The 16,563-nt window shown below is 68.4% G+C and carries 14 protein-coding genes, 1 tRNA gene and 1 other RNA gene; 8 read left to right on the forward strand and 8 right to left on the reverse strand.

Going from position 1 to position 16,563, the window contains the following annotated elements:
• Nucleotides 1-274: 274 nt before the first annotated feature.
• Entirely contained in the window at nucleotides 275-1,048 is a 774-nt protein-coding gene (locus tag NFL01S_RS04885; RefSeq protein ID WP_084492410.1) for a queuosine precursor transporter, read from the reverse strand.
• 37 nt (nucleotides 1,049-1,085) lie between these two features.
• Here NFL01S_RS04885 and NFL01S_RS04890 point away from each other — a divergent pair, with 37 nt between their 5' ends.
• Complete coding sequence (locus tag NFL01S_RS04890; protein WP_062971870.1) at nucleotides 1,086-1,631, forward strand: DUF4190 domain-containing protein; 546 nt, start codon at nucleotides 1,086-1,088, stop codon at nucleotides 1,629-1,631.
• 9 nt (nucleotides 1,632-1,640) lie between these two features.
• On the opposite strand, the gene NFL01S_RS04895 is transcribed toward NFL01S_RS04890, so the two are convergent.
• From NFL01S_RS04895 to NFL01S_RS04905, 3 genes are read right to left on the reverse strand one after another with little or no spacing between them, the layout of a single operon-like run.
• Nucleotides 1,641-2,345: an RDD family protein gene (locus tag NFL01S_RS04895; protein WP_245670522.1), complete on the reverse strand. Its 705-nt coding sequence runs from the start codon at nucleotides 2,343-2,345 to the stop codon at nucleotides 1,641-1,643.
• Nucleotides 2,346-2,378: 33 nt separating this feature from the next.
• Nucleotides 2,379-3,320, reverse strand: coding sequence for a tRNA glutamyl-Q(34) synthetase GluQRS (gene gluQRS, locus NFL01S_RS04900; RefSeq protein ID WP_084492411.1), 942 nt, complete (start codon nucleotides 3,318-3,320; stop codon nucleotides 2,379-2,381).
• Between the two features lie 5 nt (nucleotides 3,321-3,325).
• Complete coding sequence (locus NFL01S_RS04905) at nucleotides 3,326-3,859, reverse strand: DUF309 domain-containing protein (RefSeq protein ID WP_062971877.1); 534 nt, start codon at nucleotides 3,857-3,859, stop codon at nucleotides 3,326-3,328.
• A 475-nt stretch (nucleotides 3,860-4,334) separates the two neighbouring features.
• Here NFL01S_RS04905 and NFL01S_RS04910 point away from each other — a divergent pair, with 475 nt between their 5' ends.
• On the forward strand, nucleotides 4,335-4,532 hold the full coding sequence (locus NFL01S_RS04910; protein WP_062972427.1) for a DUF397 domain-containing protein: 198 nt from the start codon (nucleotides 4,335-4,337) through the stop codon (nucleotides 4,530-4,532).
• A 117-nt stretch (nucleotides 4,533-4,649) separates the two neighbouring features.
• Nucleotides 4,650-6,209, forward strand: coding sequence for a wax ester/triacylglycerol synthase domain-containing protein (locus tag NFL01S_RS04915; protein ID WP_062971879.1), 1,560 nt, complete (start codon nucleotides 4,650-4,652; stop codon nucleotides 6,207-6,209).
• A 350-nt stretch (nucleotides 6,210-6,559) separates the two neighbouring features.
• Here NFL01S_RS04915 and NFL01S_RS04920 read toward each other — a convergent pair whose 3' ends face one another.
• Nucleotides 6,560-7,258 (reverse strand): hypothetical protein, encoded by a 699-nt coding sequence (locus tag NFL01S_RS04920; RefSeq protein ID WP_157116247.1) that lies wholly within the window; start codon nucleotides 7,256-7,258, stop codon nucleotides 6,560-6,562.
• 194 nt (nucleotides 7,259-7,452) lie between these two features.
• On the opposite strand from NFL01S_RS04920, the gene NFL01S_RS04925 reads away from it, so the two are divergent.
• From NFL01S_RS04925 to NFL01S_RS04935, 3 genes are all read left to right on the forward strand, one after another.
• Nucleotides 7,453-7,538: transfer RNA gene (locus NFL01S_RS04925), tRNA-Ser, on the forward strand.
• Nucleotides 7,539-7,730: 192 nt separating this feature from the next.
• Nucleotides 7,731-7,825, forward strand: an RNA gene (ffs, locus tag NFL01S_RS04930) — signal recognition particle sRNA small type.
• 185 nt (nucleotides 7,826-8,010) lie between these two features.
• Entirely contained in the window at nucleotides 8,011-9,297 is a 1,287-nt protein-coding gene (locus NFL01S_RS04935) for an aspartate aminotransferase type Ic (protein WP_062971883.1), read from the forward strand.
• A 4-nt stretch (nucleotides 9,298-9,301) separates the two neighbouring features.
• Here NFL01S_RS04935 and NFL01S_RS04940 read toward each other — a convergent pair whose 3' ends face one another.
• Nucleotides 9,302-10,108: a methyltransferase domain-containing protein gene (locus NFL01S_RS04940; protein ID WP_062971885.1), complete on the reverse strand. Its 807-nt coding sequence runs from the start codon at nucleotides 10,106-10,108 to the stop codon at nucleotides 9,302-9,304.
• Nucleotides 10,109-10,358: 250 nt separating this feature from the next.
• Between NFL01S_RS04940 and NFL01S_RS04945 the strand changes: the two genes are divergently transcribed.
• Nucleotides 10,359-10,931, forward strand: a complete 573-nt coding sequence (locus NFL01S_RS04945; protein ID WP_062971887.1) for an HhH-GPD-type base excision DNA repair protein — start codon at nucleotides 10,359-10,361, stop codon at nucleotides 10,929-10,931.
• A gap of 10 nt (nucleotides 10,932-10,941) precedes the next feature.
• Here the strand turns inward: NFL01S_RS04945 and NFL01S_RS04950 are convergent, their stop codons facing one another.
• The gene (locus NFL01S_RS04950) at nucleotides 10,942-11,658 is read right to left on the reverse strand and encodes an ESX secretion-associated protein EspG (protein ID WP_062971890.1); all 717 of its coding nucleotides are present in this window, start codon (nucleotides 11,656-11,658) and stop codon (nucleotides 10,942-10,944) included.
• A 2,288-nt stretch (nucleotides 11,659-13,946) separates the two neighbouring features.
• Nucleotides 13,947-14,321: a hypothetical protein gene (locus NFL01S_RS04960; protein ID WP_062971892.1), complete on the reverse strand. Its 375-nt coding sequence runs from the start codon at nucleotides 14,319-14,321 to the stop codon at nucleotides 13,947-13,949.
• 660 nt (nucleotides 14,322-14,981) lie between these two features.
• On the opposite strand from NFL01S_RS04960, the gene NFL01S_RS04965 reads away from it, so the two are divergent.
• Nucleotides 14,982-16,262, forward strand: a complete 1,281-nt coding sequence (locus NFL01S_RS04965) for an ROK family protein (protein ID WP_062971894.1) — start codon at nucleotides 14,982-14,984, stop codon at nucleotides 16,260-16,262.
• Nucleotides 16,263-16,563 lie beyond the last annotated feature (301 nt).

Raw genomic sequence — 16,563 nt, forward strand, 5'->3', positions numbered from 1 at the left:
GACGCTCCTCGTCTCGAGGGTGGGGCCCTGTCGGGCCCGGGTCTTCACTCCTGCGCTCCTCCGCTTCCATCGCTCCAGAACATGGCGGGCCCCACCCCGGGGAAGGTGCACCCTCCGGAGAGGTGGGATACGCGGGCGGGCCGTTCGCAAAGGACGGGGCTGTGTTTTCGGAGCCGCTCCGCGGCTCGAGGCGCTGTCGACCCGTGGTCTTCGCTTCTCCGCTCCGTCAGTCCAGACCAGGGGCGGGCCCCGCCCATGGCCTGGACCATCCGGATCAGGAACGCAGGGGAGTGGTTTCGCGGGGGGCGTAGGTGGGTTCGTGCTTTTTGAGCAGGCCGATGACCTGGTAGGTGATCGGGAGCATCAGCACCTCGACCAGGGTTTTCCACAGGAACCCGATGATCACGTAGTTGACGAACTGACTCCAGCTGTCGATTCCGATCGCCGTGGCCGCGATGGAACAGAAGATCAGGGTGTCGGCGAGTTCACCCACCACCGTCGAACCGATCAGGCGGGCCCACAGGTACTTCTCGCGGGTCCGTTCCTTGATCAGCACCAGGGTCGCGGAGTTGAGCAGCTGGCCCACGACATAGCCCGCGAGCCCGGCCGCCACCAGCTGTGGCGTGGTGCCGATAACGCTGCGGAACGCCTCCTGGTTCTCGTAGAACACCGCCGGCGGCAAGTGGATCGCGACGGCGAAACACAGCACCATGACGAGCAGGGCGGTGAAACCGTAGAACACGGCGTGCCGGGTGGCCCGGAAACCGTAGACCTCGCTCAGCACGTCACCGAGAACGTAGGCTAGGGGGAACAGGAAGAAGGCGGCGTCGGTGGTGATGGGCAGGACCTCCAGGGGGCCCAGGCTCACCGAACTACCGGAGAAGAACTGCACGCCCTTGGTCGCGCAGATATTGGAGATGAGCAGTGTGGCGGTGAACAATACGACGATCGGCGTGTAGTACCCCCGCGCCACCTGGGCGAATGCCACGTGAACGGGCGCGGGGTGTCCAGACTTGCCGGGTAACGGGGGTTTGTTGGAGTCTTCCACCCGGCTATCCAATCAAACTCTCGAATAGGGTGTAGGCATGACGAACCCCGGCAACTCCGACGAATGGTGGAAGCAGTACGGGGGGTCGGGCGTATCGTCGGATCCCGCGAACGCACAACCGTCCGCGGGTGAACCGTCCAGTTACCCGTCGTATCCCTCCTCTCCGGCGCCCGCTCCCACGCCGCCGCCCGCGCCCCCGGCCTATGGAGTGCCGCCCGCGCCGCCGCAGGCCAACCCGTATCCGGCGATGCCCGCGTACCCGGCGAATCCGTCGTATCCCGCGAATCCGTCGTATCCCGGTACGCCTCCCGGGCAGGGATATCCGATGGGCTATCAGCCCTACGGATATCCGGCGGCCAACGGCACCAACGGGTTGGCGATCGCCTCTTTGATCGCTTCGCTGGTGGGTATCGGCTGCGGTATCGGGGCCATTGCCGGAATCATCATGGGCGTGATCGCGCTCGGCCAGATCCGGGACAACGGTCAGCAGGGGCGCGGTATGGCGCTGGCCGGGATCTGGGTCGGTGTCGCCTGGATCGTGCTGTGGGTTCTGTACATGGTGCTGATCTTCGCCGCGTCCTAGCCGGTTGGCTCAGGCCTCCAGAACGTGGGTACCGCCGGCGAGTTTGTCGTGCCAGCCCTGTTTGTTGGGGTCCTTGTCCATGGTGGCGGCCATGTAGATCATCAGCGCGAGCCCGGCCAGCCAGCCTAGGCACGGGATGATCGATACGGCCAGGTAGACATTGCGTTTCAGGGAGGCCAGCGGCGGTACGGTGGGTGCCCCGTTGGGGGCCACGACTTTGAGTCCGATGATTCGCTTGCCCAGCGTCGCGCCGGTCCGGCTCTCCATCAGGACGAAGTACAGCAGGATGGCGGCGAAGACGATCGCGTAGCTGACCGACATACCGGACAGACCACTCATATTCGGCATGATGACGAAATTCAGCAGGATCGCCAGCGGGAGCCCGACGATGAGATTGTCGATCACCCGGGCGGTGAATCGAGGCCACACCTTGCCCGGTACACCGAAGGCAGGATCGAACTGACCGTACCGGTGGCCGCCGTACTGCGGCTGCGGGTGCACGGTCTGCTGATACAGCGGCCGCTCTTGCTGGGGAGGCGGCGGCGGGGGCTGGTGCCCGTAGGGCTGCGGAGGCGGCGGCTGCTGTCCGGGCGGGCCCGGCGGCGGCGCGTACGGGCCGGGAGCGCCGTACTGCGGCGGCTGCCCGTACGGCTGCCCGGCCTGGGGGTGGTTGCTGGGGTCGTACCCGCCACTGGTCATGTCGCCTGCCTGCACTCGAAAATCGTAAAGACCCGGTCGCAGGCCAGATTACGGACCGCCGGCCGTGCACACCAAGCTGTCGGGGTCCAGTATCCACGGGGTCCGCGGCAGCCGGCCGGGATCGAATCCGGTGAGCAGTTCGTCCGCGCTTCCGCCCGACAATCCCAGTGAGGCAGCCAACAGCGCGACCACATCGCGCACGGAGTCGCCGCGGTGGCGCCGATCGGCGAGGGTGACCGCGCCGTCGCGTTTGGCCAGTCGCCCTCCGGCGGTGTTCAGCACCAGCGGAACGTGCGCGTACTCGGGGACCGGCAGGTCGAGCAGGGTGGCGAGGTAGGCCTGCCGCGGGGTGGAGGGCAGCAGATCGTCGCCGCGTACCACCTGGTCGATACCGTGTTCGGCATCGTCGACCACCACGGTCAGGTTGTATGCCGGGATTCCGTCGCCGCGGCGGAGCACGAGATCGTCCACCGGACCGCGGTACCTTCCGTGCAGGCGATCGGTGATCTCGAAATCGGGGCGGGCCGCCCGCAGCCGGAGCGCAGCCGGTCGGCCGGCGGCGCGACGGGCTTCGCGTTCGGCCGAGGTGAGTGCGCGGCAGGTGCCCGGGTAGGCGCCCTGCGGGCCGTGCGGGGCGGTGGCGGCCTGCTGGATCTCTCTCCTGGTGCAGAAGCATTCGTAGGTCAGCCCGGCTTCGGTGAGCCGGCCGACGGCCGCGTCGTACCGCCCCAGCCGGTCCGACTGGTGTAGTACCGGGCCGTCCCAATCGATGCCGAGGGCGGCGAGATCACCGAGTTGGCGTTCTTCGGCGCCGGGCCGCACCCGGTCGAGGTCGTCGATGCGGAGAACGAAGCGACGGCCGGTGCTGCGGGCGAACAGCCACGCCAGCAGGGCGGTGCGCAGGTTGCCGAGGTGCAGATCGCCGGAGGGGCTCGGGGCGTACCGGCCGGCGCCGGCGGTGAGCGTGCTGGGCGCGGGGTCGGTGGGCATCGCTGTCATGGTAGGTCGCCGGTGAGGCGGGGCATGAGCCCGGCGCGTTCGGCGAGGGAGGTGGGTGTGCCCGGTCGCGCCGGGATCTGTTCGTCCAGTTCGGCCAGTAGCGCTTCGGCATGGGCGATGAGGCCCGGTCCGTCCAGACCGTAGGGGAGCGCCCCGGCGGGATGGCCGGCGGCGGCGGGGTCGAATGCCTGGATGCGCTCGATCGCGCGGCTCAGCAGTGTCCGGGCGCCCTTGGGGTTGCCGCGCTGGATATGGGTCAGCCCGACCGCGTACTGCGCGAGGCCCTGCCACAGCATGCGCTCGGCGGCCGGGCCGTTCTTCCAGACCGATTCCAGGACCTCGTGGGCGTTGAAGGCCAGCCCCTGGTCCAGGAGTTGCTGTGCGTAGTCGACTGCCTCGCCGGGGGGGAGGTCCAGATCGTCGGGGATTCGCGGAACTCCGGGCGAACCCGGTGGTAGTGGTCGTCCCAGCCGGTCGCGCGGCCGGGCATTGGTGGCGCGTCCCTGATCGTCGCGATCGCGTTCGGGCATGCGGCCATCATTGCGCTCCATGCGCGCGAAGTGTGCGCCAGGGGGATTGACATAGGATGAATAAGCGATCACGTAACAATCACGTCGGACGTTTCCGGAATCATTCGTCCAGACCATTTCAGATATTTTCGAGCAAAGTCATCCTTATAAGTCCGCAATTGCGTGGCAATGGCGCATCTTAGCGGAATTGGCAACCCTATTGGCCCCGTTGGCAAGATATGGGCAAATTAGCCATGGAGGTGCTAGTCTTCCGGATGCGGGGCCGCTCACAAGGGGTTTGAGTCACCGCGTCAGGTGTGTTCGCGGACAGTGCGAGTCCGATAGACCGAACCCGGCAAACCGGAAATTTGCTCGCTATCTGCGCGTGCATCGGAAGTATTCGGTGTCACTACCGGATACCAGCTAGTTCGAGAACTGTGCAGGAATCAATATCGTTATCGACGCAGCGAAGGAGTGCAGTGCCGTGAAGGTGGATATGACGGGTGCTGTGTGGCGGAAAAGTTCATACAGTGGCCCGGACGGGAACTGCGTGGAGGTGGCATTTCTCGTAGACGGCAACGTGGCGGTCCGGGATACCAAGGATCGCGGCAACGGGCCGGTGCTGGCCTTCGCGCCCGGCGAATGGGCCGAGTTCCTGTCCGGCGTGTCGGCGGGAGACCACCACGGCGCCTGAGGTTATCCCGATATCAGGCAGTACGGCCCCGGGTCCGGTTGGCCCGGGGCCTTTGCCTGTCCGCGCGCCTTCGGCCTGTTCGCGATAGGGGTCGCGGCGGCGGCTAGGGTCGAGCCGGTGATCCCGCTGGCAGCCCCGGACGCCACCATGTACTGGCTGTCCCGGCGAACCCGCAACGACCAGTTCCTGCTCTACTGCTTCGCGGAACCCGCCCGAACGGACAGCGCATTACGCGCCGAAATCCTGCAACGGTGCGCCGCTGTCCCGGAACTGCGGCTGCGATTACACGACGACCCCATGGGCCTGGCCTATCCGCGGTGGACTCGCGCCGAGCCCACCGCGGCGCATATCGAACAGCACCGGCTCCCCGGGCCACACTGGCCGGAACTGCTCGCCGCCCTCGGCCGGTTGACCGGCACCGGTGTCGACGCGCAGGTAGCTCCCTGGCGAGTGCATATCTTCCGCGGGATCCGCGACAGTCCGGTATCCGACCCACAGGTGACGGTTGTCGTGCTGCAGATATCGCACGCACTGGTCGACGGTCACGGTGCTTCGCGGATTGCTCGTGCCCTGTTCGCCGGGCCCACGCCACCGGGGCCCGGGCCCGCGCCGATGTCGTCCGGGAAGCCCGGTACGGCAGAAGACGAGTATGCGCGGCCCGTCGGTGCCGAGGCTCCGGAGCCGGACGAGGATCTGTCCCTGCGCGGAGCAGGCGAGCCGATATCGCAGGCCGAACCCGAGCGCTGTCCGCCCGCGGAACGGGACCTCGCGTCTCCGGGCGAATCCGCGATGGTGCCCGGCACCGTGCAGGTGCCCACACAGCGTGGTGCGCGGCCGTCGGTGATTTCTGTCCGGCTCGCCGCGTTGCGTGCCGCCGTGACATTGCCCGTAGGTGTCGTCCGGACCGTCCGGCGCGGTATGGCCGCCGCGCGGGCGCGGAACGAACTCGCGGCCCTTACCGCGGCCGGCCGGATTCCGCCGCCCGGACCCGGATATCCGCCCGGGCCGCTGAACAGGCCCGCCGAGGTGGCCGGGCATGCGGTACGGATGCTGGTGTGCGCGGCGAAGGATTTCCGCGTGCCCGGATTCAGCGTCACGGTGGTCGGGCTGACGGCGGTATCGATCGCACTCGAGCGGTATCTGCTGGGGCGAGGTGAGGAGGTCACACGGATGGGAGCGCAGGTGCCGATGGCCCTGCCGCCGCGCCGCGGGGTCCGCAACAACTATCGCAGCCTCGGCGTGGACCTCGCCGCCGGTGAACCCGACCCGCGGCGCCGGGCCGCGGCGATCGCGGCGGAACTGGCCGCTCGCCGCGAGCGCGCCCGGCATCCGCTACACGAGGCGCAGGGTGCCGTGGATGCCGTGCTACCGCCGCTCCTACTGCGCAGGGACGTACGTGATTATCCGATCGACACCACTCCCGATCGGATCACCGGCCATACCGTCGTCTCCAGCGTGAACCGGGGACCGGCGGATCTGGCCTTCGGTGGCGCCCCGGTGCGATTCACCGGCGGTTTCCCCGCACTGGGCGCGGTGATGCATCTCACCCATGGGCTCCACGGGCTGGGCGAAACCGTCACGTTGTCGGTGCATGCCGACCCCGGGGTCGTGGACCTGGACACCTATGCCGGCCATCTGCGGGACGCCCTGAGTGAACTACCTGCGCTGAGGGACTGACGAGCGGCCTCGATGCGGCTTTCCGGCCATCGCGGTGGAGGCCACTCCGGCGACGGCACAGCATCGTGCGGTGACACCGGTCGCCGGTCGTTGCGCGGCCGGCGATGACCCGAGATCACCAACGTGTACGGCTGTTCAGGTTCGGCCTGTGTAGTCGCGCGGCGTGCAGATCCGCTGCTTACGAGGGGCCCGGCGGCCTGGCAACAGCTGATCGGGCAGCAAGTCTGCCGCGCGCTCCAGTAGTGCAGTCCGGCACCGAACCTGCGCACAGCGGCGTCTCGAGATGCTCCGGGTCATGGCCCTCGGCATCCCGGCGTGACGTTCGGCACGCGTGCCGGTCTGCCGGCCGATCAGTTCGGGTCGATACCCAGTTCTTCCCGGGTGGCGATGATGAGGTCGCGTTCGGCGACGCGTACCTCGCCCAGCATCTGGGTCTTGTGGTCGCGGGCCGCCCGGATCTCCTCCGGTGGTGCGTCCTGCAGCTTCTTTCGCTGCAGGGTGAGGGCCGACAGCAGGACGTCGGAAAGCGTATCGGCCAGCCGGCGCCACTGCTTGTAGTGCGTATCCGAACCGACCAGCCGCAACACATTGGCCCGATCCGAGCCGGCTTCGAGGTTGTGGATCAGATCGCCGATCAGTTCGTCGGTCAAGTCCTCGTCGCGCCGGAGCGCCTGACAAATACGGCTGGACATACCCAGCGAATCGGCTACCGCACCGGCGACGGCATCCCGGCGCCAGTGCTCGCTCGCCTGGACCAAGGCCACGGCATGGGCGGATTCCACCTGGGAGTGGGCGGCGTCGAGCTGCAGCCGGGTGGAATCGGCCTGCTGTTGAGCGCTGGCAGTCTGGTGCTGGGCCGCGACGGACAGGGTCCGCTGGGCCCGCTCGTCGGCGGCGGCGATCGCATCCCGGTTCGTCCGATTGTTGACCAGTACGGCGATCACAGCCGCACCACCGAGCGCGAGCGAACCGAGCAGCGGCAGCCACGACTGCCACCAGGCCGGGGAACTCTGAACGATCTCGATCACCTGGGGATCCACGGCGCCCATAATGGCACCGTCGCCGCGGCCGGGCGCGACGGCCGTCACAATTGGGTGCTCAGTGGGGTTCGGGCATTGGATATCTTGCAGGATAAGATAATTCATGATATGTCGGCCGAGTCGCCGGGGTGGCGGACGGCTTGTGGCGGGCGGAATGAGCGGGCGTTTTCACGATGCGCCGGGTGGCAGGTATGCTGCTCGGCGGAGGATTCGCCTAGTGGCCTATGGCGCTCGCCTGGAACGCGGGTTGGGTTAACAGCCCTCGCGGGTTCGAATCCCGCATCCTCCGCAGCCGGCCCCGCCCGTGGAACATTCCCTCGGCGGGGCCGTTCTCTGTTCGGACCCGGCCCTTCGCCGATCGCAGACAGCGGCTGCCGCTACTACCGGCCCCGGGGGTGGGCGCTATGTGCCGCCTGTCCTGTCCCGGTTCTGCCGGTGAGGCCCCCGCTGTGCAGTGTGCGCGGAGGCCGCTACACTGGCCCACGGATCCCGCGCGGCGCGCATCCTGTGAACTCCCCCAGGGCCGGAAGGCAGCAAGGGTCAACGGGCTCTGCCGGGTGCGCGGGGTCCCCTTGATCCGGACCGGTGTTCATCGGATCCCCGGAGGAGAACCCGCCACGGTGACGTTTCCCGATCGGCACCGAGAATCCCAACACCTCCCGGCTGTCGTGGACGTCCGGGTAACGTGGCCCGGGGCGCCCGGCACCACCGGCCGCCCGTAAGTGCATTCACCCACCAGGTCGTTGGAAAGGCTGTCCAGGATGCCCCGGCAAACCCAGATCGGTTTGATGAGTCCCGAGGAACTCGCCGCCGAGCACGAACTCCAGTCCGCGAACTACGCGACACTGCAGGCCGCTGCGCTCACCCTCGATCTGACCCGGGGAAAGCCTTCGCCGGAACAACTCGCCCTCTCCTCTGCCATGCTGTCGCTGCCCGGCGACGGCGATTTCCGCGACGGAACCGGCACCGACTGCCGCAACTACGGTGGTCTGCACGGGCTTCCGGAGCTACGCGCCATCTTCGGTGAACTGCTCGGTATCGGTGTCGACAACCTGATCGCCGGTAACAACGCCAGCCTCGAGCTGATGCACGACACCATCGTCTACGCCACGCTGCACGGCCTGCCCGATTCGCCGCGCAGGTGGGCCGACGAGCCGGTGGTGAAGTTCCTGTGCCCCAGCCCCGGCTACGACCGCCATTTCGCGATCACCGAATCGCTGGGGTTCGAGATGATCCCGGTGCCGATGGGCCCCGACGGGCCCGACATCCGGATGATTGCCGAACTGCTGGCGGCCGATCCGCAGATCAAGGGTTTGTGGGCGGTTCCCAACTACTCCAATCCGACCGGTGCGGTGTTCTCCGAAGAGGTCGTGCGCGAACTGGTTTCGATGCCGGCTGCGGCGCCCGATTTCCGGTTGTTCTGGGACAACGCCTACGCCGTGCACCCGCTCACCGATACCGCCGCGCCGGTGATCGATGTACTCGGGCTCGCCGCGGCGGCGGGAAACCCGCACCGGCCCTTCGTTTTCGCCTCGACCTCGAAGATCACCTTCGCCGGTTCGGGGGTGAGCTTCCTCGGCGCCTCGACCGAGAACCTGAACTGGTACCTGGGACATGCGTCGAAGAAGAGCATCGGCCCGGACAAGATCAATCAGCTGCGGCATCTGCGGTTCTTCAGCGATGCCGCCGGGGTGCGGGCCCATATGCAGAAGCACCGCGCCATCCTCGAACCGAAGTTCGCGCTGGTGCTGCGGATCCTCGAGGATCGCCTCGGCTCCTCCAAGGTGGCCTCCTGGACCGAACCCAAGGGTGGTTACTTCGTCAGTCTCGATGTGCTCGAGGGCACCGCGGCGCGGGTCATCGAACTGGCGAAGGACGCCGGTATCGCGCTGACCGCCGCCGGGTCGGCCTTCCCGTACAAGAAGGACCCGGAGGACAAGAACATCCGGATCGCCCCCAGTTTCCCGGCGCTACCGGAGCTGGAGCAGGCCATGGACGGAGTGGCGACCTGCGTGCTGCTGGCAGCGACCGAGAAACTGCAGAAGTAGGGAATCAGGCCGGTTTGCGGGCGTGCACGGCGAACATCGTCACCGAAAGGTGGATATCGCCGCTCGCGGCGCCCGCGGCCAGGTCGGCGAGCAACTGTTCGCGCTCGGCCTCGGTGATGACCCGGCGCGCCACCGCCATGGCGGAAACCCTGCTGACCAGCGCGCCGGCCCCCACCGAACGCTCCTGTACGAGCGCATGTGACCCGGTGCTCTCGGCCTCCAGGCCCGCCGCGGTGAGCAACCCCTGCAATCGGCGGCCCGAGTAGGGGTTGGTGGTCGCCGAGATCAGGGTGTCCACGACCTCGCGCACCACCCGGGTGTTACCGGGGTGCACGATCGCCGAACCCCAGTCGGCATCCATCACCACGGCCCGCCCACCGGGCCGCAGGACGCGGGCGATCTCGCGGGCAGCACGCGCGGGTGCGGTGAGGTGCTGGAAGACGCGCTCGCACAGTACGGCGTCGAAGGTCTCGGGACCGAAGGGCACACCGTAGGCATCGCCGGAGTGGAAGGTCGCGGTGGAGTGTGCAGCGGCTGCCCGCCGCTCGGCAGCGGCCAGCAGGTGGGGGTCGGGCTCCACCCCGGCGGCAACACCGGTGGGGCCGACCGCCGCCGCGAAGGTGATTACTTCGGAACCGGTACCGGAACCGATATCGACGGCCATTTCACCCGGCTGCAGCGCGAGCGCCTGGTGCGCCCAGTCGCGTAACCGGTCGAGTCCGGGGAGTGCCGCCTGTAGGTCGCGGATATCGACCAGCTGATCCTGGCCGGCGGCATCGAATCGGTCGGGGCGTAACCCGAAACTGTCCATGGGTCCGTGTCCATCCAGTGTGGTGGGTGGGTGTATCGCCGTGTGTGGCATGTCGTGAGCCTAACTCGGGCGCGTGGGATGATCGCTGGTAGTACACAGCGTGAGGGAGTCAGGCCCGGCGGCGGTAGCGAAGCGTGACCACGCAGGCCTCGCCCGCACGCTCGACAAGCGCAGCGTGTGTGGGCCGGGCCCGGAGGCGGCCGTAGCCGGGAGGCCCCCATGCTCGACAGCGCAGTGAGGAGAGCAGGCCATGGCCAAGTTGTGTCTCGCGCAGGAACCCGAGGCGGACCAGTTGCTGTCGGAAAGTCCGCCGGCGCTGTTGATCGGGATGCTTCTCGACCAGCAGTACCCGCTCGAACACGCTTTCCGCGGCCCGAAGAAGATCGCCGACCGGATGGGCGGGCTGGATATCCACGCGATCGCGGCGGCGGATCAGGCCGAGTTCGAGGAGATGGCGGCGACTCCACCGGCCATCCACCGCTACGGGCGGTCCATGGCACGGCGGATCCAGGATCTGGCGCGCTATGTGATCGAACATTACGACGGCGATGTCACGGCGATCTGGACCGCCGGCGACCCGGACGGCAAAGAGGTGCTGCGGCGGTTGAAGGCGCTGCCGGGCTACGGCGACCAGAAGGCCCGGATATTTCTCGCCCTGCTGGGCAAACAGCTCGATATCCGGCCGGCGGGCTGGGAGGTGGCGGCCGGTGACTACGCCGAACCGGATTCGCGACGATCGGCGGCCGATATCGTCGACGGCGAGACTTTGCTCGAGGTGCGCGCCTTCAAGAAAAAGATGAAGGCCGCGGCGAAACAGAAGTGAGCGCCCCCTGTCAGCGGAGGCGCGCGAGCCGGGTGAGCTCGGCGGCCAGCCCGGCATCGCCGACCGGAGTGAGCGACAGATCGGCTCCGGCGGCCAGCAGATAGCGTCCGTCACCGGTGAAATCCAGCCAGGTGCGGTGGATCGGTGGCGGTGACATCGGATTCTCCGGTGCGATCGTGATGGTGAAGAACCCGCGGGCATCGATCGGCCGGTGAAGTGCATCGCGCAGCCGGCGAGCCCGGATCTCCGCGGCGCCGGGCTCGCCGGGGCCCTGCTCCGGGCAGAGCACTGCGGCGCGTGGTTCGCGCATGGCGGGCAGCCGCCCGGCCCGGGCCGGGCCCAAGGTGCTGACCAGGTGTTTGCCGACGGTCCGGGCATGACAGGCGATCAGCGTGATCTCCTCGTTCTGCGCGCGTACCAGCGCGCCCCAGTTGCCGAACCCGACCGCGACCGCGAGCACAGGATCGCCGCGACGGCCGGAACTGTCGAAATCGTCCCCGAATACGGTCACCCGCGTGACATCGGTCCGGGCGAGGAAGCGCAGGGTGCCGGTGAGATCGGGGTCACCGTTGGGCGGAAACCGCTGTTCCAGCTCCAGTGCCGCCCGCGCGCTCTCGGTGGCGGCGGCGGCGCGCGGCGCGAGATCGATGGGATGGGGCCGCCGGTCGAGTCCTGTCTCGGTCTGCCAGATGTAGCTGAACTCGTCCGGCGTGAACACCCATTCCATCAGCGGCTCCCACCGCCCGGGTCGTCGTGTTCGGCTCGTTCGGCTTCGGTGTACTCGCCGAGAACCGGTGGCACTCTCGGATCGCTCGCGGTCAGAGCTTCGTTGGGTGCGTGCAGGTAATCGGGGCTGGCCCGCTCGGGATCGGCCGGGCGGGACGGAGGTACACCGGCGGTGGATGGCAGCGGCATGCCCGCGGGGACCAGTCGAACCGGCCGCTGCCCAGGATGTTCGTGCCCTTCCGCCGTGGAACCGTTCGGGCCTGTTCCGGCGGGGCCGAGCGGTTCGCGCTCCCCGGGCAACGGTGGATGGACCACCGGATCGGCATGGCCCGCCGGGGTCCGGATGGACGGGTCGGGGGAATAGGGGACAGCTACCGGCCCGGGCGGCGCAGTTGTCGAACCCGATGCGGCGGGTGCTCGGACCACCGGTGCATCGAGTCCGGCGGTTTCCGGCCCGGTGCGGGCCTGATTCTGCGAGCCGCCGGGGGCGCCCGGATCCGATTCTGTGTGGGGCGGAGTGCCGCAACCGATGTGGCCCGGGCCCGGGCCACCGGCTCCGGTGGTACCTGCGCTTTCCGATCCGCTGGGAGCCGCCCCCTCCGAGGGGGTGGAAGAGGCAGTGACCGATCCGTCGTAGGCCGCAGCGCCGGGCCCGTTCCGGCTCGGGCCTTCCGGCCCGGCCCCGCACGGCGGGGCCTGGGCGATGGACGCGGAGTTTCCTGCCGTCTGAGGCGACCGTTCGTTTCCGGTGGCGGGCGCCGTGCCCGGTGCAGGTGCCGTGGAACCCGGTGCGTAAGCGGGCGGTGTGCCGGGGGCTGCTCCCGGACCACCGGTGAAGGTCGGCTGGATGCCCGCTGCCGGACGGTGTTGCGGCGTATTGGTGCCCGGTGCGTGCGCGGGCCCCGAAGTGCCGCCGGTCGGACTGCTGTGGCCAGGTGCGGCGCCACCACCCGTAGCACTGGGCGAGGGGGGTACAGGTCCGGCCGGGGCCGGACCTGCCGGGCCGGGACCGGCCGGGATCGGGATGGATGCGCTGGGCCCGGGCGGGATCGGAGCGGTTGGGCCGGTGGTGGGTGGACTCGCCGGTGAGCGCGGCGAAAGGTCGGTGACGCCCGGGCCGGTAGCCGGGCCCGTTCCGCGGTCGGCCGGGGCCGAGGAGGGCTGCACCGCGGGTTCCGAGCGTGCATGCCGGGTGTCCGGCGCAGACGCGGCAGCGGGTGATGTATCGGCCGTGGGCGTATCCGGGGGCTGGGGAGATCCAGGGCCCGGAGGGTTGTCCGGCTGTGGAGACGCGCCCTGAGACACCGGGGATTCCGCGGGGGAGCCTGGCTCCGGTGATGGATCTGCGGGGATACCCGCCGGTTGCGATTCGTTCTCGGGGGCGCTCGGAGCGGGTGCGGGAGGGTTGCCGGGCGACGGTTGCGGCCCATCGGCGACTCGGCCGGGAAGGGTGAGGGGAGCTGTGTCCCCGTCGATCTGCGAAGTCGTGGATCCCGGCGAATCGTTGTCCGGCGATTCGGGGTCCGCCCCGACGGCCGTTCCGGGGCCCGAGCTCGGTGCCGGGGCCGAGCCTCGTTCCGGAACCGGCGCTGTACCGGTGCTTTCCGGCGCCGTCGCGACCACGGCCGGAAACCGGGGAACGCTGTCCCCGCTCGCCGGGATGGCCGGGTTGTAACCGAAGGTCATGGCGTCCTGAGCGGCCGCTGTCGCCGCGGCCGTCGCAAGGTTGTGGGCCGTACGCCGCTGCGCTCCCGTAGCGGCTTCGACGGCGGCATCCGGATCCGGTCGGTACGGTTCCGGTGGCGGTGGGATGGCCGCCCGGAGCGATTCGGCGGCATCGGAATTCGCCGTCATGAGATGCCGGAGCGCCCGGCAGACTTCGACAGTGCCATCAGCGGCCTGTACCAGGGCGGCTGCGGCCTGCGTAGCTGCCCCTGCCGCGATACCGGACCATTCGCCGGACAGCCGGTTGAGTTCGCGGGCGTGCTCGTCGAATGCCGATTCCAACGCGTCGGCGGTGCGACCCCACGCGTCGGCTACCCGGCGTAGCTCGGCCGGTGCCAGGCGCTCGCGTGCGAGGTCCCAGATCTGCTGATGGGTATAGGCGTCGAATACTTCACGATCCGGTACGTAGGCCGGCTCGGTGCCGGTACTCGTTGTACCGGTCTGCCCCTGATATGTCACGGTCGGCCCCCTTGCCTGTCGGTCCGCGACCACCGAAACGCGATCCGGACCGTGTGTGGTTTCAATTCTTTTGCACCCCTGCGTGTTTCGATATGATGCCGTACTTCAGGGGGTCTCCGCCAGCGCAGCGGCCAGAGCAGCGGCGTTCGCCGCATCGGCCTCGTGGAACAGGGCCCCCGCCGCGAGGTAGGCCGCCTTGTGCCGGAGGGCGGCCTGTTCGAAGGCATCGAGCATCCCGAGGTACTCGAGACCCTTCGCCTCGAAACCCGCGGTCAGTGCACGTCCCGAGGGGAGATCCGGAAACCCGGACACCCGGGTGAGGGCCGCGGCATCGGCCCTGGCCTGCCGTACTCGCTCCACGAGCCGGTCGCAGGACGCGGCGAGTTCCCGGGCCGCATCCGCCGACATATGGAATTCCCCGCCCCGGGCCGATTCGTAGAGCCGAATCCCCGCCTGCTGCCCCAGATCTGGTACGGACATCGTCTTCCCCCTTCGGACTCCCCGCCTCGTGGTCGGAGCATAGCAGCGGAAAATGTCCCGGACCAGGGTCGATGTACCCGGTAGGTGGGTTTGTGTGTTGGGGGCGGTCGGCCCGGCAACTGCGCCCGCCCGGATTCTCCGTGTCGTCGGGGGAATATTCCCCGGATAATTCAGGACAATTAGTCCGATCCGACCGGAAGAGTATTATCCGGAAATCTGCGGGGAATGTGTGAGTGTGGCGCGCCGGTGATTCACCCCGTGTTTGCGGATATCGGGCAAACGGCGGACGCGGCCGCCGGTCCAGGCCTCCCGGGAGCTACTTTTCTGGTTGGCGGCCCGGCCGGGCGGCCGATGCCCGCTGTCGGCAGACTCGCCGATAATTTTGCTGCTGAGCTGGGGAAACGACCGGGTGACGGGTGCGTCGTGAAGGAACCTCTTGGTGCGGCGCCGCAGGGGGTGTTAATTTATTTGTTATGTCTACCAGCGGCACCACACCGAAGCCGGTCACATATGTGACCGCCGCGCTCGGTTTGCGCCTGCCGCTCACCCGTGAGTTGTGTTGCTCCCGCCGCTGCGGTTGAGCGATTCCGATCCACTCGCCGCCTCGTTGCGCATTTGTAGGCATATACCGGCGTAGGCCGGAATAATCGAGGAAATCATATGGCTGTCCGCACCGCCGAACGCATCGCGTCGCAGGCTTCCACTACCCGCATCCGTGTTCCCCGCCCCGTCGTCCCCCCGGATCTGCGGATCTCCGATAACCCCGCCGCCGCCGTGCTGCGGTCGGCCACCACCGGGCCGGTGTTCCGTGACAAAACCGCCCGCGCCACCGGCTTGAGCATTGCCACCGTCAACCGGCAGGTTTCCGCATTGCTCGCGGCCGGACTGTTGCGCGAGCGTGCCGACCTCACCGCCTCCGGCGCGGTGGGCCGGCCGCGCGTTCCGTTCGAGGTGGATATCGACACCTTCGGCACCCTGGGTATCCATATCGGTTCCGCGTCCACCCGGATCGTGGTCGCCGACCTGCGGGGGCGCATCCTCGGCGGCCTCACCATCGCCACTCCGCAAACCGGTCAGGAATTCGCGGTCAAAACCGTCGCGCACAGTGCGAAGTCCTTCCTGCAGCGTTGGTATCGGCGCACGCCGCTGTGGGTGGGGGTGGCGATCGGCGGCCGGGTCGACCCGAGTACCGGTGTGGTCGATCATCCGAAACTCGGCTGGCAGGAGGCGCCGGTGGGCGCGGTGTTCAGCGAGGTGCTCGGACTGCCGATTTCGGTGGCGCCCCATGTCGAGGCCATGGCCGCCGCGGAGCTGTTGTTACCCGGCGTACAGCAGGATTCGGCCGAGGCGCCCGAACAGGCGCACGCGCACGGGAGCAGCTTGTACTTCTATGTCCGTGAAATGGTGGGTATTTCGGTAACCCTGGACGGTCGCGTGCACACCCCGAACAACGGTCCGGGCTCGATCGCGCATCTACCGACCGGCACCGATGTCGAATGCCAGTGCGGCCGGCGCGGATGCTTGGAGGCCACCGTCAGTGATCGCGCGTTACACGCTCGCGCGGTGGGCCGCGGAATCATCCCCGCGTACAATGGAAAAGCCAGTTCGGCCATCGGCGACTTGTATCGCGCCGCGGTACGTGGCTCGGAACCGGCCCGCGAGCTGCTCGCCGAACGCGCCACCGTTCTCGGGCGGACCGTCGCCCTGGTGCGGGATATGCTCAACCCGGACCGCGTGGTACTCGGCGGGCAGGCCTTCACCACCTACCGTCCCGGTCTGGCGCATGTGGCGCGCTCGTTCAACGAGGCAACGGTTCTGCCGCCCACCGATATCCGGGTCACCGGTTACGCGTCGAAGGTGCAGGAGTTCGCGGCCGTGGTCACTTCGCTGAGTGCCCTTTACGCCGACCCTGTCGCTGCGCTGCGCCGTATCCAGGCCTGACAGCGTGTCCGATAACTCGTACGGGTTATCGGACACAGTTCTACTCGGGCGTCATCGGTTCACCCCGATAGGGTGTGAACCGCGGTTCCCGCGTCGTCCGGGACGGTTTCACCGGTCTTAGGCTGTAGGTCAGCGCCTCCCCGTCGGACAGACAACGCCGAAATCCGGACGGTCCGCGGTCCGGTCGGTGCTCACGGTATCCAACGCTCGGTGGCTCTGCCCGGTCTCGGGTAGGTCCGAGGTCGCGACGCCACCCTCCAGCGGGGTCCGCAAGGTGGAGGTCGAACCGGGCGGTGCCGGA

Source organism: Nocardia flavorosea NBRC 108225, assembly GCF_001613385.1.
Classification (GTDB): Bacteria; Actinomycetota; Actinomycetes; order Mycobacteriales; family Mycobacteriaceae; genus Nocardia; species Nocardia flavorosea.